The organism is Phenylobacterium sp. (assembly GCF_004297125.1).
Lineage (GTDB): Bacteria > Pseudomonadota > Alphaproteobacteria > Caulobacterales > Caulobacteraceae > Phenylobacterium.
The window spans coordinates 37,006-57,810 of sequence record NZ_SCVD01000025.1; the positions used below are offsets into that span (position 1 = coordinate 37,006).

Below are 20,805 nucleotides of genomic sequence, written 5' to 3' on the forward strand. Positions count from 1 at the left end.
GGGAGATAAGGCGACGTCGGGCTCCGGGCTTCAAGTGCGGAAGCGGACCACCACCCGCAACCCCGGCGCGGCGTCTTCCAGGCGAAGCTCCGCCTCGTGCCGTTCGGCCGCCGCCGCGACGAGGCTCAGGCCTAGGCCGAAGCCCGCCGCGCCGGATCCCGGCCCACGATAGAACCGTTCCAGCACGCGGCCTCGTTCCGCCTCCGGCACGCCGGGCCCGTTGTCGACCACGGTCACCTGCACGCCGTCGGCCAGCGGCTGTCCGTCCAGGCGGACGACCCCGCCAGGCGGCGCGAACTTCACCGCGTTGTCGAGCAGGTTGCTGACCATCTGGAAGATCAGGTCCCGATCTCCGTGGATAACCAGGTCTGGCGCGATCCGAGTGATGAGCCCCTGCCCCCGGTCCTCGGCCGCCGGCCGATGCAGTTCCACCGCGTCCTCCAGCAGCGCCGAGAGATCCACCCACGCCCCCTTGTCCCGCGGGCCGCTCTGCAGGCGGGCGATCCGCAGCAGCGCCTCGAACATCGACTGCAGGCGCTCGGCCTCTTCCAGCGCCGCGCCCGTGCGCGCGGCGACCTCCGCGGGGTCGTCGCCCGCGTCGGCCAGCTCCTCCAGCTCGGCGCGCAGGCGCGTCAGCGGCGTGCGCAGCTCATGGGCGATGTTGTCGGAGACGCGGCTGATCGAGGCGACCAGCCCTTCGATGCGGGCCAGCATCTCGTTCAGCGTGGCGGAAAGCTGGTCGAAGTCGTCGCCGCTGCCGTGCAGGGCGACGCGGCCCGACAGGTCGCCGGCGATCACCGCCCGGGCTGCGCGGTTGATGCGGTCCAGCCGCTGGTTCACCGCGAAGGTCATGACCAGCCCGCCCAGCAGACCCAGCGCCAGGCTCATCCCCGCGCCCCAGGACAGCGCCTCGAAGATCATGTCCTCGCGCTCGTCCAGGTCCTCGGTGTCGAGGCCGACCAGCAGACGATAGCCCCCGGGCAGGGCCACGTCGCGTATGACCGCCTCGTGTTCCTCCTCCGCGCCGGTGGCGTAGGTGCCGAACTCGTAGCGCAGCCATTCCCGCCCGCTGACCTTCGGCCAGTCGACGAGGTTGGAGGCGACGACGGCTCCGCCGGGCGCGATCAGCACATGATAGGGCAGCCGGCCGCGGGCCGTGACCAGCCGGCGCTCCAGCGCCCGGATCAGGGCGTCCCGGCCCCGGGCCCGATAGACCGCCACCAGGGCGTCGCTCTCGCGGGTGACCGCGGCCTCGACCTGCCGAAGCGGCCGCCAGACACCGCCGACATAGGTCACGGCGAGCATGATGCCGACCGAGGCGCAGAACAGCGCCATGTAGACCAGGGTCAGCCGCAGCGTCAGGCTGCGCAGGGGCTTGGGCCAGGTCATGCGCGCAGGCTGTAGCCCATGCCGCGGATCGTCTGCAGAAGGGGCGGGTCGAAGTCCTTGTCGATCTTCTGGCGCAGCCGGCTGACGTGCTGGTCGATGATGTTGGTCTGGGGATCGAAATTGTAGTCCCAGACCGCCTCCAGCAGCATGCTGCGGCTCACCACCCGGCCAGCGTTGCGCAGCAGGTATTCCAGCAGGCTGAATTCGCGGGTGGTGAGGTCGATAGCCTGGCCGCGGCGGGTGACCGTGCGGGTCAGGAGGTTCATCTCCAGGTCGGCCAGGCTGAGCTCGGTGGTCTCCTGGACCACGCCCTTGCGGCGGCTCAGCGCCTCGACGCGGGCCAGCAGTTCGGAGAACGCGAAGGGCTTGGCCAGGTAGTCGTCGCCGCCGGCGCGAAGGCCCTTCACCCGGTTGTCCACGTCGCCGAGCGCCGAGAGGATCAGCACCGGCGTGCTGTCTCCCGACGCCCGCATGGTCTGCAGGATCTTCAGGCCGTCGACGTTGGGCAGCATTCGGTCGAGGACGATGACGTCGTAGGTCTCGGCGGCGACCTGGAAGAGCGCCTGGCGGCCATCGGCCACGTGGTCGACCAGCCAGCCTTCGCCCTTCAGGCCCTTCACGACGTGGCCCGCGACCCGCTCGTCATCCTCCACGACCAGAACATGCATGTGGCGGTCCGCTCCGATCAGTCGCCGATGAGCGGCGTGATGGCGCCGGTCCGAACGTCCACGAGGACGTCGCGATCCGGGGCGCCGACAAGTTCCACCTCGTAGTAGTGCCGGCCGCCGCGGCGCTCCAGCCCGATCTCGGCGACCTTGCCCTTGGTGGCCTCCTCGACCATGGCGATGGTCTGGGTCAGGGTCCGCGGGGCCGTCTGGGCGGCCTTCAGGTGCTCGCCGACGACGGGCAGACGCGCCTTGATCGGCTTGGACTGGCGCACGACCCTGCCGCTGACGGCGTCGACCTTCACCTCGATGGGCTTGCCGTTCTTCACCAGGCCGATCTCGTAGACCATGTCGCCAAGGTCCATGTCGAACTCGGCGTCGTAGGCGCGGGCGCCGAGTTCGGCCTCTGCGGTGGCGACGGCCTGGGCCAGCGAGATCTTCGGCCGGACGACCTGGGCCACGGCCGGCGCGGCGACGGTGGCGGCGGCCGCCGCGGCCAGAAGGATGGTGCGAATGTTCATGTCAGTACTCCGTGTTCGTGCCCCGCAGCCCACCAGATAGCGGCCGCAGATGGCCGGCCCCTTCGGGCTGCATTTGGATTTCGTCATGTTCGGAGCGGGCGTTGGCGACGATCCGGCACAGGCGGTCGGTCACTGCGTCCAGCCCGAAGGCCTGGACCCGGTCGCCCGCCGCGACGCGGGTCTCGACCCGGACCTGGGCGGTGATGGCGCGCGCCAGGTCGGCCGGGTCGGTCGGGTCCGCCAGGGCGCCATAGCGGCCGCCGGCCAGCACCTCGGGCGCATTGCCGGCGATGCGCGACGCCACGACCGGAACGCCGCACGCCAGGGCTTCGAGCAGGCTGTTGGAGGCGCCCTCCCAAAGGGACGGCAGGACGTAGGCCGCCGCGCGGCGCACCAGGGGAAAGGGATTCGCCACCTCGCCCTCGAAGCGGATCGCGCCGGACAGGCCCCGCGCCCGCGCCTGCCCTTCCAGGGCCGCCCGACGATCCGGCGGCGCGGCGCCCAGCACCAGCAGGCGCAGGCCGGGAACCTCCGTCCGCGCCAACGCCAGGGCGTCAATCAGGGCCTCGTAGTTCTTCTGGCGATGCAGGCGGCCCACCGCGACCAGGAACGGCTTGCCATCCTCCAGCCACGGATGGCGCACCGGCCCGGCGGCGCGGGCCCTGACGGCCACGGCGTCGACGCCATTCGGAAGAATGTCCACCCGCCGGTCGCGTCGGGCCCGGCGAAAAGGTTCGCGGGCCGCGATCGCCGCCGAAACGCAGAGCACGCGCGTCGCGTCGGCCGCGATCAGCCGCAGGCCCAGCTCCCGCAGCCCGCCGCGAAGGCGATCGCGGCCGTGATGCGCCGGGTCGTTGCTGATCCGGTAGATGCGCGGCGTATCGGGCAGTCCCCGCAGAGCCGCCCAGACGGCCAGGTGGGCATGGTTGCCCATGGAGACCACGACAGAAGGTCCCAGGGCCTTCAGCCGGGCGTGCAGCGCCGGGACGGCGGCGGCGAGCGCCAGGCCGCGCGGGCCGACGCCGCGACCAAGGCATGTCACCGGGGGACCGCGCAGGTCGGCCGCCAATGCCCCGCCCTTGAGGCACACGACCTCCACCGGCGCGCCCCGGCGGGCCAGCGCATTGGCGAGGTGGACGGTGTTGCGGGCGACGCCGTCGCCGGCGAGGCTGCCGCTGAAGAGCACGACGGGGTGTAGGCTTGGCATCGGCCCAGCTAGCGAGCGTCGGATTTGGCGGGCCTCGCTCGAACATTTGCTTTTGCCCATGTTCCACTGTGAGGTCCGGCGAACGATCGAGGGGAGAGACGGCCATGGTGGATCGGCGCGATGTGCTGATGGCGACCGGAGTGGCGGGACTGGTCGCGGCGGCGGGCGGCGCGGCCACCGCCAAGCCTGGCGGATCCGGCGGCGCCGGCCGGCTTTCGACGCCGCCCGAGGCGATCGTCGAGACGAAGCACGGCAAGGTGCGCGGCGCCGTCCGCGACGGGATCTTCGTCTTCAAGGGCGTGCCCTACGGCAAGGACACCGGCGGTGCGGCCCGGTTCCTGCCGCCGCAGCCTCCGGCGGCCTGGACCGGCGTTCGGGCCGCCCTGTCCTACGGCGCCTGCTGTCCGCAGATGGTCCGGGCCGGCTGGCAGAACAGCGAGACGGCCTTCATCTACGACTGGGACGACGGCTTCGCGGGCGAGGACTGCCTGAAGCTGAACGTCTGGTCGCCGGGCCCGGGCAAGGGCGCCCGGCCGGTGATGTTCTGGATCCACGGCGGCGGCTACGAGGCCGGCTCGGCGCAGGAGCTTCCCGGCTACGACGGAGAGCGCCTGGCGCGGCGCGGCGACGTCGTGGTGGTCTCGGTGAACCACCGGCTGGGGCCGTTCGGCTTCCTGGACCTGTCGGAGTTCGGCGGGGACCGATACGGCCTCTCCGCCAATGCCGGCATGCTGGACCTGGTCCTGGCGCTGGAGTGGGTGAAGGCCAACGCGGCGGCGTTCGGCGGCGATCCGGGCAAGGTGACAATCTTCGGTCAGTCGGGCGGCGGGGCGAAGGTCTCCAACCTGATGGCCATGCCGTCCGCCAAGGGTCTGTTCCACAGGGCCATCGTCCAGAGCGGTTCGCTGCTGGAGATCGGCGACACCGCGCGGTCGCGACAACTGGCGCAGGTGGTGCTGAAGGAGCTCGGGATCGGGCGTGGCGAGCTGGACCGGCTGACCGGCGTCTCGGCGGCGGACCTCATCAAGGCGGGCGAAGCGGCCCGCAAGGAAATGCCGAAGCCGCCGGCCGGGCGGATCAACCTGCATTGGGGTCCGACGCTGGACGGGACGGCCATTCCCGGCGCCTGGGGCGGCGGGGCGCCCGCCCTTTCCGCGGACGTGCCGATGATCGTCGGCTCCTGCCTCAACGAATATAGCCCGAGCCTCGGCAATCCCGCCCTGGAGGACATGGGCGAGGACCAGGCGCGCGGAATGGCCAAGGCGATCGCCGGCGCCTCGCCCGCCGCCTGGGATGTGTTCCGCGCCGCCCATCCCAAGGCCAGGCCGGTCGAGGTGCTGTCCGTGCTGGTCTCCAGTCAGTTCCGGGCCCCCGCGGTGGCCCAGGCGCGGCGCAAGGGCGCGCAGGGCAAGGCGCCGGCCTGGCTCTACCGCTTCGACTACAACCCGGCCTCGGTGCTGGACGGCCGGGTGCGGGCGTTCCACTGCGCCGAGCTGGCCTATTGCTTCGACAACGTCGATCGATGCCTCAACGCCACGGGCGGTACGGCCGAGGCGCGCGCCCTGGCCGGGCGGGTGGCCGACGCCTGGGTCGCCTTCGCCCGCACCGGCGACCCGAACCACAGGGGCCTACCCCGATGGCCGGCGGTCTCCGCGAGCGCCACGCCCAACATGCTGTTCGACGCAAAATGCGCCGTCGTGGAGGATCCGGACGCCAGGGAACGCGCCGCGCTCGTCGCCTGACCGTTCCCTGGCGCGCGGCGGGCGGCTAGAGGTCAGGCATGTCCGCGTTCGACGCCCGCGACCTGCTCGACTGCTACGCCCGCGGCGTGTTCCCGATGGCCGACGCGCGCGAGGACAGCCGCGTCTTCCTCATCGATCCGGAACGCCGGGGGGTGATCCCGCTGGACCGGTTCCATGTGTCCCGCAGGCTTGCGCGGACGGTGCGCGGCGACCCGTTCGAGGTGCGGTTCGACACCGCCTTCCACCAGGTGGTGCTGGAGTGCGCGGCTTTGGGTCCGGGCCGGACGGAAACCTGGATCAACCGGCCGATCGAGGATCTCTACCTGCAACTTCACGCGGCGGGCCGCGCGCACAGCGTGGAGTGCTGGCAGGACGGCGAGCTGGTGGGCGGACTGTACGGCGTCTCGCTCCGCGGCGCCTTCTTCGGCGAGAGCATGTTCTCGCGCCGCCGCGACGCCTCGAAGGTGGCGCTGGTCCATCTGGTGGCGCGGTTGATCGCCGGAGGGTTCGTGCTGCTGGACGCCCAGTTCATGACCGAGCACCTGAGCCAGTTCGGCGCCGAGGAGATCGGGCGCGCGGCCTACCACAAGCGCCTGGCCAGGGCCCTGGAGGTCGAGGCCCACTTCTACGTGGGCGGGGTCGCAGGCGGTTCCGTCGGCGGCGCGGGCTTGGGCTCCGGCGTGGCCGGCGGCGGGACCGCGGCCTTGGGCGCAGGCGTGACGGGTTTGGCCGCCGGGAGGTCCAGCAGCTTGGGCTCGGAGGCTTCGGGCGCCTTGGCGGCAGGCGGGCGCACCGGCGCGGCGGCGGCCACCGCGGGGGCCGGCGCGGCCGCCCTGCAACTGATCGCCCAGGCGTCGTAGGTGGCGTGCTCCACCGGGTTCAGGCCCGGCGAGGAGGCGAACATCCAGCCCCGGAACGCCTGGCGCGGCGGCGGCGTGGGCCGGCCCGGCTGGGGCCGCGGCTGGGAATCGATGGTCAGGTAGACGATGGAGTCATCGATCGCCTCGTCCGGCGCCGAGCGCTCGCAGGCGCGGACCGTGAACACCAGGCCCTTCCAGCGCACCGGCTGGCCCACGGCGGCCTCGAAACGCAGGGTCTCGGCGGTCACCTTGTCCAGCGCCTGAAGGACCGCGATGTTGTAGCGGGCGCGGCGGATCGGGGCGGCGACGGGCTTCTCGGCCACCTGTTCCTTGGGCGCGGCGGCCGGCGCCACCTCTTCGGCCTTGACCGGCGGCGCGACGATCGGCGCGGGCGCGGCCACGGTGGAGGGTGGAGCCTCTTCGGGGAGACCGGGAACCGGCGCAGGCGGCGCCTCGGTCGGAACCGGCGCCGCGGGCGCCGTCGGCTGGGCCGAGACGATCCCCGTCAGCGACGCGCCCAGGGCGACGCCCAATCCCACCCCGCGAAGGAGGCCGGCGCGGCGAACGAAGGGGGTCGGGATGCGGCGCGGGCCCACGGCTATTCCGGGGTCCAGGCCTCGTAGTCGCCGGTGGCGATCTGGCGGTCCCCGCCGCGCGAGATCGCGCCCTTCGGCTTACGGGCGTAGATGGTGCCCGTCAGGTTCGGCAGATGGTCCTTCTCCCACGCCCGGCGCAGCAGCGGCTCCACCGTCGGCGGCTCGTCGAAGGTGTAGCGCAGCCAGCCGTGCCAGTCGGGGGTCACCTTCGAGGCGTCGGCGTAGCCCTTGTAGATCACCCAGCGGCGCTTGCGGCCCTTGTCGTAGGCGTCGTGGTCGTCGCGGGCTTCGTAATATTTGTTGCCCAGCTCGTCCTGGCCGACGAAGCGGCCGCGGCGCGCCACGGTGAAGTGGATGCCGGTCGTGGCGCCGTTCCACCAGGTGAAGATCGTCTTCAGGACGGACAAATCAGGGCTCTCGGGGCTCGAAATTCGGCCGGACTATAGGCGGGCGCCTCTTGAGCGTCCAGCGCGGGCCGCAACGGCGTCGCCCAGCAATATGTTGGGGATGACCGGGCTTCTTACCCCAACATCTATTGCTCAGGGCGCTCGGCGACGCCTAGGCTCGCGTGTCAGGGAGTCGGCCGCATCATGAGCGAAACGTCGCGCGCGGGAATCGAAGGGCGGATCCTGGAGCTGGGCGACCGCCTGGTGGAGGTCGAGGCTCCGGCCCACTTCACCAATGCGCGGGCCGAAGCCTGGATCGACTGGGCCGGCGGACGGACCGACCTGGCCGCCGCCATCCTGCAATACGCCTATACCCTGGCCGGCAAGGCGCAGGCCAAGGGCCTGACCAAGGACCTGAAGAGCCGCACCCGGTTCCGCGAGGCGATCACGGAGGCGATGATGCTGGGCCTGGTGGCGCTGACGCCCGCCGCCGAGCCGCTCCGCGTCCTGGAGGCTGGGGCCGGCGCGCTCGACCGCATGACCGCGTCCCAGCGGGGCCGCGAGGCCGCTCAGGCGGCGGCGGGGCTGATGGGCGCGCGCCTGCAGGCCGTGATGGACGCGGTCCTGCGCTGCGAGGGCGGGCCCGAGGCCTGCGCCGACCCCGCCCGCAACACCAGCCTGGCCCGGGCCACGGAGGCCGCCCGGGCTGCGGGCGCGGCCGACGCCACCATCCTGGAGGCCATCGCGCTGGCCCGCGCCGGCGAGATGGAGTGGCTCTGCGCCGCCCCGCCGCCCGCGCCCATGACGCCGGTGGTGGCGCTGGCCGCCGAAGGCCCTGCCCTCGCCCGCGCCGCCTGGACCACCGGCCGGGTGATCGCCGCCCCCGACGCGGCGGCCGCGGCCGCCATCGCCGAGGCCGCCGCCCTGCCCGCCGTCGGCGTTGAGCTGATGGCTTTCTGGCGCGACGGCGCCTTCGATGACGCCGCCTTCGCCGAGGCGGCGAAGCTGGCCGCGACGGCGCTGGGCGCGGAGGCCGAAGGGCCGATGCTGTTCGGACTGGGCGGGCTGGGCGAATGGCTGGTCGCCCAGGGTTTCGACTACGACAGCGAAGAAGCGCGCCAGGCGGCCCGCAACCTGTTCCAGGCGGCGCGCGACGCGACCGACGACCTGGGCCTGGACCTTCGCTTCGGCCTGATCAGCGACCCCGAACTGGCGCTGCGGCTGGGCGTCCGGCTGGACGCGGCGCCCTGGGCCGGCCCGGTCACCGTCGCCGAGACCGCCGACGGCGAAACCGTCCGGGTGCTGTCGGAAGCCGCCATGCTGGGCGTCGCGGCCACGGGCGCGGACCTGGCGGCGGTGCGCGACGCCCTGCTGGGCCACCGCGGCCTGTCCGACGCGCCGGCGGTGAACCACCAGGCGCTGACCGCGCGGGGCTTCACCAGCCTGGAGATCGCCGCCGCCGAGGCCGAACTGCCGTTCGTGCGCAGCCTGGCGCGGGCCTTCGCGCCCACCGTGGTCGGCGAGGGCTTCCTGCGCGACGTACTGGGCGCGACGCCCGAGCAACTGGCCGATCCGGGCCTGGACGTCCTGGCTCTGGCCGGCTTCGACGCGGACGAGATCGCGCGGGCCGAGGTCCACGCGCTGGGCGGCGACAGCTTGGCGGACGCGGACGTCCTGACCGAGGACCAGCGGCTGGTCCTGCGCGGCGCGGGCGACCTGCCCCCGGCCGCCGAGACCGCGATGCTGGGCGCGCTTGCGCCGATCCTCGACGTTCCGCCGGTCCTGGAACTCACCCTGCCCTGGGAGGCCACCCTCGCAGAGGTCGAAGCCATGATTTCGGCGTGCGAGGTGGCGATCCGCGTTCGCCGCGCGCCGGGCCCGGCCGCCCTCGCCCTCGACATCCCGCCGGTGGCCGACCGTCCGGTCCGCGCGCCCGCCGCGCCGCAGCCGGAAGAACGGATCGTGGAGCGCATCGTCGAGCGCGAGCGCACCCGCCAGAAGCTGCCGGACCGGCGCAAGGGCTACATCCAGAAGGCCAGCGTCGGCGGCCACAAGGTCTATCTGCACACCGGCGAGTACGACGACGGCCAGCTCGGCGAGATCTTCATCGACATGCACAAGGAAGGCGCCGCCTTTCGCTCGCTGATGAACAACTTCGCGATCGCGATCTCGATCGGCCTGCAATACGGCGTGCCGCTGGACGAGTTCGTGGACGCCTTCGTCTTCACCCGCTTCGAGCCGGCGGGGTCCGTGACGGGCAACGACACGGTGAAGTCGGCGACCTCGATCCTGGACTACATCTTCCGCGAGCTGGGGATCAGCTACCTGGGCCGCAACGAGCTGGCCAGCGCCGACCCGGGCGAGCTCAACGCCGACGGCCTGGGCCGCGGCAAGGCCGACGCCGTCGCCGCCGACGACGCAGAGCCGATCCCGCAGCCGGCGTCGCGCTTCATCTCCCGCGGCTTCGCCCGCGGCGCGGCGCCCGACAACCTCGTCTTCCTGCCCTCCGCGAACCGGGGCGCCGGCCCTGCGGCCCTGGCCGCGGCCGAGGTCTGCGCCGCCTGCGGCGACATCGCCGTGGTGAAGAAGGGCCAGGCGCTGATCTGCGAGACCTGCGGGACGCGCGCAGGCCGCTTGCCCGAGGACCAGACGGGTTAGAACGTCGCAGCTAAGAGCCTGGAAGTTACCGCGATTTAAGTGGCGTCGCAGGGGCGCAGCGGGCACAGGTGACAGCGAGACTGCAAGGAAAAGCCGCTCTGATGTTGCGTATGACCCGCTTTCTGGCCGCCACGGCCGCCCTCGTCGCGATCGTCCCGATCGCCGGGCGCGCGATGGCCGGCGAGAAGGAAATCCGGCGTCAGGACTCGTTTGGCGGCTCGTGCGTGAAATGCGAGCTGTCGGGCCGCAACATGTCGGGCGCCCGGATCATCGGCGCCAATTTCTCGGGCGCGACCATGATGGGCGCCAATCTGCGCGACGCCAAGTTTCTCGCGTCGGTGTTCGTCGGCGCCGACCTCACCAAGGCCGACCTCAGCGATTCCGCGATGACCGGCGCGAACTTCTCCGGCGCCAATCTCACCAGCGCCCGCCTCAGTTCCAGCGAGGCCAACGGCGTGGTGTTCAGCGCCGCCAACCTGACCCGGGCCGACTTGTCGGACGCCCAGGCCACGGGGGCCAACTTCCGCAAGGCGATCCTCGTGGGCGCGGTCCTGCGCTCGGCCACGCTGCACGGTGTCGTCTTCGACAGCGCCGACCTGTCGCGCGCCACGCTGACCGACGTGGAGGCCACCGGCGCCAACTTCGTGCGGGCGCGCCTGACGGGCGCCAACCTGCGCTCGGCCGAACTGACCGCCGCCAACTTCAGCCGTGTCGACGCGCAAGGCGCGGTGTTCCAGGATGCAGACCTGAGCAACGCCAGCCTGTCGTACGGGACCTTCAGCCACGCCTCGTTCCGCTCGGCGGACCTCAGCAACGCCAACCTGACCGGCTCGACCTTCGACGGCGCCGATTTCCGCGACGCCGACCTCTCGCGCACCGCCCTGAACGGCGTCGACCTGTCCAACGCCCGCGGCCTGACCCAGGACCAGATGGACGATGCCTGCGGCGACAGCCGCACCCGGGCCCCGCGCGGCCTGACCGTGCGGATCTGCAGCGGCGTGCGGATGATCATGCGCCACGACGCGCCGAAGCCGGCGATGCGCATGGTCCCGGCGATGCCGGCGGTTCCCGTCCCGCCGGTCCCGCCGGCCGAGCCGCGCTACATCATCTCGATCCAGCGCTGAGCGACGCCGCCGCTAGCTTGCCTTGAGCGGCGGCGCGAGGCGAATATGCAGTTCTTTCAACTGCCTGTCCTCGACTTCTGACGGCGCATTCATCATCAGGTCCTGGCCCTGCTGGTTCAGCGGGAAGGCGATGACCTCGCGGATCGCGACCTGGCCGGCCAACAGCATGACGATCCGGTCGATGCCGGGCGCGAGGCCGCCGTGGGGCGGCGCGCCGTGCCGGAACGCGTTCAGCATGCCGCCGAACTGCTCCTCCACCACCTCCGGCCCGTAGCCGGCGGTCTCGAAGGCCTTCAACATGATCTCCGGCAGGTGGTTCCGGATCGCGCCCGAGCACAGCTCGTAGCCGTTGCAGACGATGTCGTACTGGTAGGCCAGGATGTCGAGCGGGTCCTTGGTGTTCAGGGCCTCCAGCTCGCCCTGCGGCATCGAGAACGGGTTGTGCGAGAAGTCGACGCGGTTGGTCTCCTCGTTCATCTCGAACATCGGGAAATCGACGATCCAGACGAACTCGAAGCGGTTCTCGTCCACGAGTTGCAGGTCCGTGCCCACCTTGGTGCGCGCCGAGCCGGCGAACTTGGCGAACACTTTCGGATCGCCCGCCACGAAGAAGGCGGCGTCGCCCTGCCCCATGCCCAGCTGACCCATGACCACATCGGTCTTTTCCGGGCCCAGGTTCTTCGCGATCGGGCCGCCCCAACCGCCCTGGTCCTCGCTCCAGAAGATATAGCCCAGGCCCGGCTGGCCCTCCCCCTGCGCCCAGCTGTTCATGCGGTCGCAGAACGCCCGGCTGCCCCCCTTCGGCGCGGGGATGCCCCAAACGGCGTTCTTGGCGTCTTCCAGGATGCGCGCGAACAGCCCAAAGCCGCCGCCCCGGAACGGGTCGGAGACGTCCTGCATGACGATCGGGTTGCGCAGGTCCGGCTTGTCGGTGCCGTACTTGCTCATGCACTCTCGGTACGGGATCCGCGGGAACGGGTACGGCGTCACCGGCTTGCCTTCGGAGAACTCCTCGAACACGCCGTGCATCACCGGCTCAATGGCCGCGAACACGTCCTCTTGGGTGACGAAGCTCATCTCGACGTCGAGCTGGTAGAATTCCAGGCTGCGGTCGGCGCGAAGGTCCTCGTCGCGGAAGCAAGGCGCGATCTGGAAGTAGCGGTCGAAGCCCGAGACCATCAGCAGCTGCTTGAACTGCTGCGGCGCCTGCGGCAGCGCATAGAACTTCGACGGGTGCAGCCGCGACGGCACCAGGAAGTCCCGCGCGCCTTCCGGCGACGAGGCCGTCAGGATCGGCGTCTGGTACTCGAGGAAGCCCTGCCCGATCATCCGGTTGCGGATCGACTGGATCACCTTGGACCGCAGCACGATGTTCTTGTGCAGGGTCTCGCGCCGCAGGTCGAGGTGGCGGTTCTTCAGCCGGATCTCTTCCGGATAGTCGGGCTCGCCGAACACCGGCAGCGGCAGCTCGGCGGCCTCCGATAGAACCGCGATCTCCTTGACCCGGATCTCGACCTCGCCGGTGGGGAGGTTGGCGTTCACGGTGTCGCCGGAACGGGCCACGACCTCGCCGTCCACCCGGATCACGCTCTCGGCGCGCAGGCGTTCGACGACACTGAAGCCGGGCGTCTCCGGGCTGATCACCAGCTGCGTCAGGCCGTAGTGGTCACGCAGGTCGATGAAGACCAGCCCGCCGTGGTCGCGCTTGCGGTGGATCCAGCCGGAGAGGCGGACCGTCTTGCCGGTGTCGGCGGCGCGAAGCGCGCCGCAGGTATGGGTGCGGTAGGCGTGCATTTTTCTTGGGGAAATCAGCTGATTTACGAGGCGCGGAAGGGCGCATGGGGCGCCCCGAAAGTCAAGGCGCGCTGGGCCGCGAAGCGCTTGACACCGGGCGCGAGCAACCTTCCCATCGCGCGGTCTGTTCGGGGATCTCCAGTGAACAAAGCTTTCGGGACCGCGCTCGCGGTGCTCGCCAGCGCAAGCCTCGCCGCCTGCGCCACCACCACGCCCAAGCCGTCGGCCGGCAAGAGCCCGCCCGCCGGATCGTCGTCCCAGCCCGCGGCGCCCCTGGCGAAGGGGCTGGACCCGGCCCAGTCGAAGGATCCATTCCCGTCCACCTACCGCCCTCTGCCCGGCCGCAACCTGGCCTTGGTAGGCGCCACAGTGCTGACCGGCGCGGGAACCCAGATCGAGAACGGCACGGTGCTGATCCGCGATGGCCGCATCGCCGCGGTCGGCGCGGGCCTTGCCGTGCCCGCGGGCTACGAGACCGTCGACGCGCGCGGCAAGTGGGTCACCCCCGGCCTGATCGACACCCACTCGCACGCCGGCGTCTATCCCTCGCCCGAGGTGCAGGCGCACTCGGACGGCAACGAGGCGACCGATCCCAATACCGCCCAGGTCTGGGCCGAGCATTCCGTCTGGCCGCAGGACCCCACCTTCAACCTGGCCCGCGCCGGCGGGGTGACCACGCTCCTGGTGCTGCCGGGCTCGGCCAACCTCTTCGGCGGCCGCGGCGTGACGCTTCGCAACATTCCCGCCCGCACGGTGCAGGACATGAAGTTCCCGGGCGCGCCCTACACGCTGAAGATGGCCTGCGGCGAGAACCCCAAGCGGGTCTATGGCTCCAAGAACCGCTCCCCCTCCACGCGGATGGGCAATGTGGCGGGCTATCGGACCGCCTGGATCAACGCCGCCGACTACAAGCGCAAGTGGGACGACTACCGCGCCAAGGCGGCCAAGGGTGAGAAAGCCGACCCGCCTAAGCGCGACCTGCAGCTCGACACCCTGGTGGGCGTGCTGAACGGCGAGATCCTGGTTGAGAACCACTGCTACCGGGCCGACGAGATGGCCCAGATGATCGATATCTCGAAGGAGTTCGGCTACCACATCACTGCGTTCCACCATACGGTCGAGGCCTACAAGATCGCCGACCTGCTGGCGAAGAACGACATCTGCGCCGCCACCTGGACCAACTGGTGGGGCTCGAAGCTGGAGATGAACGACTCGATCGAGGCGAACGTCCCGCTGGTGGAAGCCGCCGGGGCCTGCGCGATCATCAAGTCTGACGATCCGGACCTGATCCAGCGGCTGAACCAGGAAGCCGCCGAGGCCCTGGCCGCCGGCCGCGCCGCGGGCCTCTCGATAACCGAGGCCCAGGCCATCCGCTGGATCACCGCCAACCCGGCCAAAGCCCTGGGCATCCTGGCCGAGACCGGCACCCTCGAAGCCGGCAAGCGGGCCGACGTGACGCTCTGGGACTCCAATCCCTTCTCGATCTACGCGCGCGCCCAGCGGGTCTGGATCGACGGCGGCCTCGCCTACGACCGGACCGATCCGCGGTTCCAGTCCCGATCCGACTTCGAACTCGGCCAGGAGGGCCGCCGATGATCCGCCGCCTCGCCTCCCTGCTGGCCGCGACGGCGATCGTCGCCGTTCCCGGCAGCGCCCTGGCCGCCACGGTGGCCATCGTCAACGCCCGCATCCAGAACCCCGGCGCGGCCGAGATTCCCAACGGCACGGTCGTGATCCGCGACGGCAAGATCGTCTCGGTCAGCGCCAGCGCCGCCACCCCCGCCGGCGCCCAGGTGGTGGACGCTAAGGGCGGCGTTCTCACCCCCGGATTCGTGGCCGTGAACAGCATGCTGGGCGCGGTGGAAGTCTCGGCGGTCGGCGATGACGTCGACGTCAACACCCCGGATCTGGGGGCGGCGTTCGACGTGCAGTACGCGCTCAACCCTGACTCCGTCGTGATCCCCGTCGCCCGGCTGGGCGGTATCACCAGCGCGGTGGTCACCCCCCGGGCCGAGGGCGGCCAGGGCGGCGCGGGCGAGCACGACGACAGCGGCGTCGAGGCCACCTCGGGCGCTCCCGCCTCCGAGAACGCCCACCACCTGTTCGCCGGCCAGGCGGCGGTGATCCAGCTCGCCCGCGGCCCGGACATGCTGCTGAAGGCCAAGGTGGCCATGGTCAGCCCGTTCGGCGACGCCGGCGCCAAGGTGGCCGGCGGCGCGCGCGGCGCGCAGTACGTCCTGCTCAAGGAAGCGCTGGAAGACGTTCGCGCCTACATGCGCAACCGCGCCGCCTACGAGCGCGCCGGCTACCGCGACCTGTCGCTGTCGCGCGCCGACCTCGAGGCGCTGATCCCCGTCGTGCAAGGTCAGATGCCCCTGATCGCCGTCGCCAACAAGGCCTCGGACATCCGCACGGTCCTGAAGCTGGCCAGGGACGAGAAGCTCAAGCTGATCCTGTCCGGCGCCGCCGAGGCCTGGCGCGTGGCGCCCGAGATCGCGGCGGCCGGCGTGCCGGTGATCCTGAACCCCGTCCTGGATCGTCCGACCAGCTTCGAGACCCTGGGCTCGACCCTGGAGAACGCCGCTCGCCTGGAAGCCACCGGCGTCACGGTGGCGATCGAGGGCAACAGCGGCGCGCACCGGGCGCACGAGATGCGCTACAACGCCGGCATCGCGGTCGCCAACGGCATGACCAAGGCCGGCGCCCTGGCCGCCGTCACCATCAACCCCGCCAGGATCTTCGGCGTCGCGGGCCGCGTGGGCTCGCTGGAGCCCGGCAAGGACGCCGATCTGGTGATCTGGTCCGGCGACCCCTTCGAGCCGCTGTCGAAGCCCCAGTTCATCCTGGTGCGCGGCGAAAGCCAGCCGCTCCGCTCCCGCCAGCTCGACCTGCGCGACCGGTACCTCGACCTGAACCGGCCAATGCCTCCGGGGTATTCGCACTAGGACCGTCCCCCTCCCTGGAGGGATGGTCCCGCCCACCTACTTCGCCGGATCCACCAGCGCCTGGTAGGTCAGGGTCCGGGACATGGCGCCCAGGTCGTCGCCGCCGGTGCCGCCGAGCCGCTGGATCATGCCCACGAAGATCAGGTCGTTCTTGGGATCGACCCAGAACCAGGTGCCGGCCGCGCCGCCCCAGCTCATCGTGCCGTCACCTTCGAGGCTGCCGGCCTCACGGGCGTCCTTGATCACCATGAAGTCGAGGCCGAAACCGACGGCCTCGTTGAAGCGGCTGACGCCGTTCCCGTTTGAAGCGACCAGCGCATCCTTCGAGATCACGTTCGTGCCCATCAGTTCGACCGAGGCCGGCGACAGGATGCGCACGCCGTCGAGCACGCCCTTGTTGGCGATCATCTGGGCGAAGCGCGCATAGTCCATGGTCGTGCCCACCAGGCCGCCGCCGCCCGATTCCATCGCGGGCGCGGCCAGGTAGGTCGGCATCGGATTGCCGAAGAGGTTCACCGCCTCCTCGACCTTCTTGGTCTCGCGGTTGGCCATGTAGACAGTGGCCAGACGGCTGGCCTTGTCGGCCGGCACGAAGAAGGCGGTGTCGTTCATCTTCAGCGGCTTGAAGACCCGCTGTTCCAGGAACTGCCCCAGGGTCTGGCCCGAGATCCGCTCGACGATGGCGCCCTGGATGTCGACCGACGACGAGTAGCGCCACGACGCGCCCGGCTGGAAGATCAGGGGGATGGTGGCCGTGCGGTCGATCATGTCCTTGAGGCCGTTGGCGCCCAGGACCCCCTTCTCGCGGTACAGCTTGTCCACCGGATGCTCGTCCTGCAGGCCGTACCCGAAGCCCGCCGTGTGGCTCATGATCTCGCGCATGGTCGGCGGGCGCTTCATGTCCTCCAGCACCATCGTGCCGTCGGGATTGACCGTCTTCACCACCTGCAGGGTCTTGAACTCGGGAATGAAGCGGGTGACCGGATCGTCCAGGCGCCACTTGCCCTCCTCGAAGAGGATCATCATGGCGACCCCCGTGATCGGCTTGGTCATCGAGTAGATGCGGAAGATCGTGTCCTCGGTCATCGGGGCGCCGGTGGCCCAGCTCTTCTTGCCGTAGGTCTTGTAGCTGACGATCTTGCCGTGGCGGGCCAGCAGCGTGATCATCCCGGGGATGCGGCCCTGGGCCACTGCGCCGCTCATATAGGCGTCCAGCCGGGCGAGGCGGGCGCTGTCGAAGCCCAGCGCTTCGGGGCTGGCGGCGGGCGAGAGGCCGGCGGCGGCTTTGGCCGCGGCGGTCGGCTTCTTCACCGCCTGGGCGTAGCCCACGCCCGCCGGCGTGAGGGCCAGCGAAACGGCCGTCAGCGCGACGGCGAGGCGGGTGGTCGTGCGCAGCATCTAGGGTCCCCTCCCAAACTGTTGTTGGGTCCGAGCTTAGGGGTCGACAGCTTGGGCGCAAGCGCGGGTGCGTTTCAGCGCGGCAATCCGTTAGTTTGGAGCCCATGAAGCGACTCCTCATCGTCTGGCATTCGCGGACCGGGGCCGCGCGGGCGATGGCGCAGGCGGCGGCGGGGGGCGCGGCGGCGGAACCGGACGTCGAGGTCCGCGTGCTGGCCGCGGCGGACGCGGGCCCGGACGACCTGCTGGCGGCCGACGGCTATCTGTTCGCCTGCCCGGAGAACCTCGCCTCCATGTCCGGAGAGATGAAGGAGTTCTTCGACCGGTCCTACTATCCCGTGCTCGAGAAACTGAGCGGCCGGCCCTATGCCTCGCTGGTCGCGGCGGGCAGCGACGGAACCGGGGCCGCACGGCAACTGGCCCGCATCGCCACCGGCTGGCGGCTGAAGCCGATCGCCGACCCGCTCATCGTCGGGACCCACGCCCAGACGCCCGAGGCGATCCTCGCCGAGAAGGCGCTGGGAGAGGCCGAACTGACGCCCTGTGCGGAGTTAGGCGCCGCCATGGCCGCCGGGTTGGCGATGGGTGTGTTCTAGGCTGCGGACGGGGTGGATCCCGAAAACGGCCTCGTCGCCGATGACGATAATCGGGGGAAAGTCCGCCGGCGGGCCCGCCATCAGTGCGTCGATCTGCCGGGCGCGCGTTTCCGGGTCGTCGGCCCAGTCGCCGTCGGTGATCGCGCGCGCCGCCACCGGTTCGTCCGCCATCGCACCCTCTCCAGCGTGTAGACAAGTCGGATACCCGTCATGCGGTTCCCAGCCGGTGGCCTGACGAGCCGGCAACGCCGTGCTAAGGTCGCCTCTGGTTCTGGGGGAGGACCATGCTGGGGATCGATCTTACCGCCTTGAATTCGGCCGAGCTGCGGCGATTGCTGGAGCGCGCGCGGGAGCGTGGCCAGGACGGCCTGGTCCGCCGGGTGGAGGCCGAGCTGTCCGCCCGGACCGGCCGTCCGCGGGCCCAGCCCATGCCGATGCCGGCCGCCGCCCCGCCCGTTCGCCGGCGCGGTCCCGCGGTCGCCATCGCGGGGCTCGCCGCGTTCACGGGGGCGGCGGTGGCCTGGGGCCTGAGCCTCGCGGTTCCGCCGCCGGCGCCGCAACCGCAGCCGCAGCCGCAGCCCGTGGCGCTGACCACCGCCGAACCGGCGCCGCGCATCGCGGTGGCGCTGACCACCACGGCGCTCGCGGAACAGGCCGCCGACGCGGCGGCCGAAGCACCCGCAGCGCCGGTCCGGCCGGCCGAGCGGGGGCGCAATCCCTGCTACGACCTGCCCACCAACCAGGAGCGGCTGCTCTGCGGCTACCCCAGCCTGGCGATCCAGCACCGCAAGATGAAGGCGGCGCTGGATCGGGCCCGGGCCAACGGCTCGGACGTCAAGGCCATCGAGGACGCCCAGGCGGCCTGGCAGGCCGGGAGCGTCAACGTCGCCGACCGCACGGTCCTGGGCCAGCGCTACGCCCGGCGGATCGCCGAGCTGGAGACCGACTAGGGCCTAACGGTAGTAGCCGCCGCGATCGTCGTAGCGATAGTCGTAGCGGCCGTGGTCGCGACGATCCCAGCCGCGATGGTGATGTCGGTCTCGGCGGTTGTCGTAGCGGTCGTACTGGTCGGGACGGCCGTCACGGTCGCGGTCGCGATTCCATTCACGACGGTCCGGGATGCCGTCGCGGTCGCTGTCCCGGTAGCCGCGGTCGTAGCGGTAGTCGCGTTCGTAGCCGCCGCGATAGTCGCGGTATTCGCCACGGTATCCGTAGGGCTGGGCCATGGCGGCGCCGGCGGCGAAGGTCGCGGCCGCTACGGTCAGGCCAAGGATGATCTTCTTCATTGCGGTCTCCTTCCAGAGTTGCCCGGAAGGTAGGCCGACGGGCCTGAACGGGGTCGGGGCCGCGCGTTCAGCCACGGGTCACCTAACTGAACGAGCTTGGCCGGAAACCTTGGCCGTGGTTGGCGGGTTGATCCGGGCACGGCCGCGCTTGGACGCGACCGCCAGGGAGAGGCGCGCATGCCCGGGGTGGACCTGTCGAGCCTGAACTCGCCCGAGATGCGCCGGCTGCTGGCGGCCGCGGAGGCGCGCCACAACCACGTCCTGGCCGAGCAGCTGCGGGGCGAGCTGGCGCGGCGCGGGGCGCGGGTGCGGGCCCTGCCGCGGGAGCCCACGACCTTCGTGACCGGCAGCTTCGACGAGGTGTGGGGCCTGGAGCCCGCCGAGGCCGAGGCCCGCCCGAAGGCCGCGCCGCGCAGGCGTGTCGCGGCCGCGATCCTGGGCGCCGTCGGCGCGGCCGCGGTCGCCATCGTGGTGGGCTGGCAGCTGGCCCGGTCCGGGGCGGAGACGCCGCCCCCGCCCCAAGCGGTGATGGCGGCGCAGGTCCCGGTCCCGCCGGCGCCCCTGCCCGCCCCCGCGGCCGCGGCCGTCGCCGCGCCCGTCGCGCCGGAGCGGCCGGCTCCGAAGAAGGCCATCGCGAAGCCCAAGGCCGCGCGACCCGTCCCCGCCAAGGCCGATCGGGCCGCCCAGGACCGGCGGATCCTGCGGGCCTACGAAGGCGCCGTGGCCGCCGGCGTCGATCCGCTGGTGCTGGACCGCGACCAGGCCCGGTTCCGCATCGCGCTGTCCCGCACCACCAACCGCGGGCGCGTGGACCAGCTCTATGCCGAGCGGATCCGCGAGCTGGAGGCGGCGGCGCGGCGGCGGCGCTAGACGGCAGAACGACGCGCCACCGGTTAGGGTGACGCGCCGCCATGGTGCGTGTCGTTGTTTCATCTTCGGCCGCCCTTTCGAGGGACGGGAGAGCGGACGACCGTCGATGGGGGGATATTCGGACCCCGTGGCTGAACTGGGGATGAATGAAGGTGAAGCCGCCCCAGGCCTAGGAGAACAGGTCGCCGTAGCTGTACTGGGCGCCGCCGCCGTACGACTTGTACTCGCTGGCCTGGACCAGGCCGCCGGTGGGGGCGTAGTCCACGTCGGTGCTGTCGCCGTCGATGCTGTAGTAGAACTCGCCGCCGGTCCCGCCGCGCGCGCTGCCGAACTTGATCGCCACGCCGGCCAGGTCCTCGGCCGCGAGCTGGGTGTTGCGCGCCAGGATCTCGTTCAGCGCGTCCTGGTACCAGGCGTCGAGGTCGTCCGCGACGGAGTCCGGGGTCTCGATCTTCACGAAGAAGAACTCGGAGTCCTCGTGGTCCTCGGGCGTGGCGTCGAAGTAGAACGTCACGTGCGAGATGTCCTTGGGCATCGTCGCGAAGTTGCCGCCGTCGATGGCGGCGTCGACGGGCGAGTCGATGATGGTGGTCTTCGGCATGGTTCGCTCCAGAAGGTCTAGACTTCCCGATATCTCGAACTGTTATGAAGACCTCCGGAATCATCAGGCTTAATTCGCGGGAAAGACTAGCCACGTCCGCCCGCCCCGCCCCCGCGACCTCTCGGCAGTGTTCGCGATCCGCCGGCTCCCCTAGAGTGACCCCCGAC

General features: G+C 71.2%; 19 protein-coding genes and 1 pseudogene. 9 read left to right on the forward strand and 11 right to left on the reverse strand.

Annotated features, from left to right (window positions below; genetic code table 11):
- Positions 1-30: 30 nt before the first annotated feature.
- Genes EPO51_RS17835 through EPO51_RS17850 form a run of 4 tightly spaced genes read right to left on the reverse strand, consistent with a single transcriptional unit; the run spans position 31 to position 3,782 of the window.
- A complete protein-coding gene (locus tag EPO51_RS17835; protein WP_293353008.1) occupies positions 31-1,389 on the reverse strand; it encodes a HAMP domain-containing sensor histidine kinase in 1,359 nt (452 codons plus the stop codon).
- Positions 1,386-2,057, reverse strand: a complete 672-nt coding sequence (locus tag EPO51_RS17840; RefSeq protein ID WP_293353009.1) for a response regulator transcription factor — start codon at positions 2,055-2,057, stop codon at positions 1,386-1,388. The genes EPO51_RS17835 and EPO51_RS17840 overlap by 4 nt, the downstream gene beginning before the upstream one ends.
- A gap of 17 nt (positions 2,058-2,074) precedes the next feature.
- Entirely contained in the window at positions 2,075-2,575 is a 501-nt protein-coding gene (locus EPO51_RS17845) for a PepSY domain-containing protein (RefSeq protein ID WP_293353010.1), read from the reverse strand.
- 1 nt (position 2,576) lies between these two features.
- The gene (locus EPO51_RS17850) at positions 2,577-3,782 is read right to left on the reverse strand and encodes a glycosyltransferase (protein WP_293353011.1); all 1,206 of its coding nucleotides are present in this window, start codon (positions 3,780-3,782) and stop codon (positions 2,577-2,579) included.
- Between the two features lie 104 nt (positions 3,783-3,886).
- On the opposite strand from EPO51_RS17850, the gene EPO51_RS17855 reads away from it, so the two are divergent.
- Together EPO51_RS17855 and aat are read left to right on the forward strand one after the other, a co-directional pair.
- On the forward strand, positions 3,887-5,524 hold the full coding sequence (locus EPO51_RS17855) for a carboxylesterase/lipase family protein (RefSeq protein WP_293353012.1): 1,638 nt from the start codon (positions 3,887-3,889) through the stop codon (positions 5,522-5,524).
- Between the two features lie 38 nt (positions 5,525-5,562).
- A pseudogene (gene aat / locus EPO51_RS17860) lies at positions 5,563-6,183 on the forward strand (leucyl/phenylalanyl-tRNA--protein transferase); the annotation flags it as partial.
- On the opposite strand, the gene EPO51_RS17865 reads toward aat, so the two are convergent.
- Together EPO51_RS17865 and EPO51_RS17870 are read right to left on the reverse strand one after the other, a co-directional pair.
- Positions 6,150-6,980 (reverse strand): DUF2155 domain-containing protein, encoded by an 831-nt coding sequence (locus EPO51_RS17865; RefSeq protein ID WP_293353013.1) that lies wholly within the window; start codon positions 6,978-6,980, stop codon positions 6,150-6,152. The pseudogene aat and the gene EPO51_RS17865 sit on opposite strands and share 34 nt — an antisense overlap.
- A 2-nt stretch (positions 6,981-6,982) precedes the next feature.
- The gene (locus tag EPO51_RS17870) at positions 6,983-7,387 is read right to left on the reverse strand and encodes an NADH:ubiquinone oxidoreductase subunit NDUFA12 (protein WP_293353014.1); all 405 of its coding nucleotides are present in this window, start codon (positions 7,385-7,387) and stop codon (positions 6,983-6,985) included.
- A 183-nt stretch (positions 7,388-7,570) separates the two neighbouring features.
- On the opposite strand from EPO51_RS17870, the gene EPO51_RS17875 reads away from it, so the two are divergent.
- Both EPO51_RS17875 and EPO51_RS17880 read left to right on the forward strand, forming a co-directional pair.
- Positions 7,571-10,024: a TSCPD domain-containing protein gene (locus EPO51_RS17875; protein ID WP_293353015.1), complete on the forward strand. Its 2,454-nt coding sequence runs from the start codon at positions 7,571-7,573 to the stop codon at positions 10,022-10,024.
- Positions 10,025-10,134: 110 nt separating this feature from the next.
- Positions 10,135-11,148 carry a pentapeptide repeat-containing protein gene (locus EPO51_RS17880; protein WP_293353016.1) on the forward strand — a complete coding sequence of 338 codons (1,014 nt, stop codon included), beginning with the start codon at positions 10,135-10,137 and terminating at the stop codon, positions 11,146-11,148.
- A 12-nt stretch (positions 11,149-11,160) separates the two neighbouring features.
- Here EPO51_RS17880 and aspS read toward each other — a convergent pair whose 3' ends face one another.
- Complete coding sequence (gene aspS / locus EPO51_RS17885) at positions 11,161-12,942, reverse strand: aspartate--tRNA ligase (RefSeq protein WP_293353017.1); 1,782 nt, start codon at positions 12,940-12,942, stop codon at positions 11,161-11,163.
- Between the two features lie 141 nt (positions 12,943-13,083).
- On the opposite strand from aspS, the gene EPO51_RS17890 reads away from it, so the two are divergent.
- Both EPO51_RS17890 and EPO51_RS17895 read left to right on the forward strand, forming a co-directional pair.
- Positions 13,084-14,538 carry an amidohydrolase gene (locus tag EPO51_RS17890; RefSeq protein ID WP_293353018.1) on the forward strand — a complete coding sequence of 485 codons (1,455 nt, stop codon included), beginning with the start codon at positions 13,084-13,086 and terminating at the stop codon, positions 14,536-14,538.
- Positions 14,535-15,887: an amidohydrolase family protein gene (locus EPO51_RS17895; RefSeq protein WP_293353019.1), complete on the forward strand. Its 1,353-nt coding sequence runs from the start codon at positions 14,535-14,537 to the stop codon at positions 15,885-15,887. Before EPO51_RS17890 ends, EPO51_RS17895 begins: the two co-directional genes overlap by 4 nt.
- 36 nt (positions 15,888-15,923) lie before the next feature.
- On the opposite strand, the gene EPO51_RS17900 is transcribed toward EPO51_RS17895, so the two are convergent.
- Positions 15,924-17,285, reverse strand: a complete 1,362-nt coding sequence (locus tag EPO51_RS17900; protein WP_293353020.1) for a serine hydrolase domain-containing protein — start codon at positions 17,283-17,285, stop codon at positions 15,924-15,926.
- A 104-nt stretch (positions 17,286-17,389) separates the two neighbouring features.
- Between EPO51_RS17900 and EPO51_RS17905 the strand changes: the two genes are divergently transcribed.
- A complete protein-coding gene (locus tag EPO51_RS17905) occupies positions 17,390-17,881 on the forward strand; it encodes a flavodoxin family protein (protein WP_293353022.1) in 492 nt (163 codons plus the stop codon).
- On the opposite strand, the gene EPO51_RS17910 is transcribed toward EPO51_RS17905, so the two are convergent.
- The gene (locus tag EPO51_RS17910; protein WP_293353024.1) at positions 17,837-18,052 is read right to left on the reverse strand and encodes a hypothetical protein; all 216 of its coding nucleotides are present in this window, start codon (positions 18,050-18,052) and stop codon (positions 17,837-17,839) included. The two genes, EPO51_RS17905 and EPO51_RS17910, sit on opposite strands and share 45 nt — an antisense overlap.
- Before the next feature lie 113 nt (positions 18,053-18,165).
- Between EPO51_RS17910 and EPO51_RS17915 the strand changes: the two genes are divergently transcribed.
- Positions 18,166-18,831 (forward strand): hypothetical protein, encoded by a 666-nt coding sequence (locus EPO51_RS17915; RefSeq protein WP_293353026.1) that lies wholly within the window; start codon positions 18,166-18,168, stop codon positions 18,829-18,831.
- A gap of 3 nt (positions 18,832-18,834) precedes the next feature.
- On the opposite strand, the gene EPO51_RS17920 is transcribed toward EPO51_RS17915, so the two are convergent.
- Entirely contained in the window at positions 18,835-19,167 is a 333-nt protein-coding gene (locus tag EPO51_RS17920) for a hypothetical protein (protein WP_293353028.1), read from the reverse strand.
- A gap of 177 nt (positions 19,168-19,344) precedes the next feature.
- Between EPO51_RS17920 and EPO51_RS17925 the strand changes: the two genes are divergently transcribed.
- Positions 19,345-20,037 (forward strand): hypothetical protein, encoded by a 693-nt coding sequence (locus tag EPO51_RS17925; RefSeq protein ID WP_293353030.1) that lies wholly within the window; start codon positions 19,345-19,347, stop codon positions 20,035-20,037.
- Positions 20,038-20,206: 169 nt separating this feature from the next.
- Here the strand turns inward: EPO51_RS17925 and EPO51_RS17930 are convergent, their stop codons facing one another.
- Positions 20,207-20,638, reverse strand: a complete 432-nt coding sequence (locus EPO51_RS17930) for a hypothetical protein (RefSeq protein WP_293353032.1) — start codon at positions 20,636-20,638, stop codon at positions 20,207-20,209.
- Positions 20,639-20,805 lie beyond the last annotated feature (167 nt).

Excerpts from the sequence above, each read along its gene's own strand:
- EPO51_RS17835 (WP_293353008.1), bottom strand. The coding sequence starts at position 1,389 with ATGACCTGGCCCAAGCCCCTGCGCAGCCTGACGCTGCGGCTGACCCTG.
- EPO51_RS17840 (WP_293353009.1), bottom strand. The coding sequence starts at position 2,057 with ATGCATGTTCTGGTCGTGGAGGATGACGAGCGGGTCGCGGGCCACGTC.
- EPO51_RS17845 (WP_293353010.1), bottom strand. The coding sequence starts at position 2,575 with ATGAACATTCGCACCATCCTTCTGGCCGCGGCGGCCGCCGCCACCGTC.
- EPO51_RS17850 (WP_293353011.1), bottom strand. The coding sequence starts at position 3,782 with ATGCCAAGCCTACACCCCGTCGTGCTCTTCAGCGGCAGCCTCGCCGGC.
- EPO51_RS17855 (WP_293353012.1), top strand. The coding sequence starts at position 3,887 with ATGGTGGATCGGCGCGATGTGCTGATGGCGACCGGAGTGGCGGGACTG.
- EPO51_RS17875 (WP_293353015.1), top strand. The coding sequence starts at position 7,571 with ATGAGCGAAACGTCGCGCGCGGGAATCGAAGGGCGGATCCTGGAGCTG.
- EPO51_RS17880 (WP_293353016.1), top strand. The coding sequence starts at position 10,135 with ATGACCCGCTTTCTGGCCGCCACGGCCGCCCTCGTCGCGATCGTCCCG.
- aspS (WP_293353017.1), bottom strand. The coding sequence starts at position 12,942 with ATGCACGCCTACCGCACCCATACCTGCGGCGCGCTTCGCGCCGCCGAC.
- EPO51_RS17895 (WP_293353019.1), top strand. The coding sequence starts at position 14,535 with ATGATCCGCCGCCTCGCCTCCCTGCTGGCCGCGACGGCGATCGTCGCC.
- EPO51_RS17900 (WP_293353020.1), bottom strand. The coding sequence starts at position 17,285 with ATGCTGCGCACGACCACCCGCCTCGCCGTCGCGCTGACGGCCGTTTCG.
- EPO51_RS17905 (WP_293353022.1), top strand. The coding sequence starts at position 17,390 with ATGAAGCGACTCCTCATCGTCTGGCATTCGCGGACCGGGGCCGCGCGG.
- EPO51_RS17910 (WP_293353024.1), bottom strand. The coding sequence starts at position 18,052 with ATGGCGGACGAACCGGTGGCGGCGCGCGCGATCACCGACGGCGACTGG.
- EPO51_RS17915 (WP_293353026.1), top strand. The coding sequence starts at position 18,166 with ATGCTGGGGATCGATCTTACCGCCTTGAATTCGGCCGAGCTGCGGCGA.
- EPO51_RS17920 (WP_293353028.1), bottom strand. The coding sequence starts at position 19,167 with ATGAAGAAGATCATCCTTGGCCTGACCGTAGCGGCCGCGACCTTCGCC.
- EPO51_RS17925 (WP_293353030.1), top strand. The coding sequence starts at position 19,345 with ATGCCCGGGGTGGACCTGTCGAGCCTGAACTCGCCCGAGATGCGCCGG.
- EPO51_RS17930 (WP_293353032.1), bottom strand. The coding sequence starts at position 20,638 with ATGCCGAAGACCACCATCATCGACTCGCCCGTCGACGCCGCCATCGAC.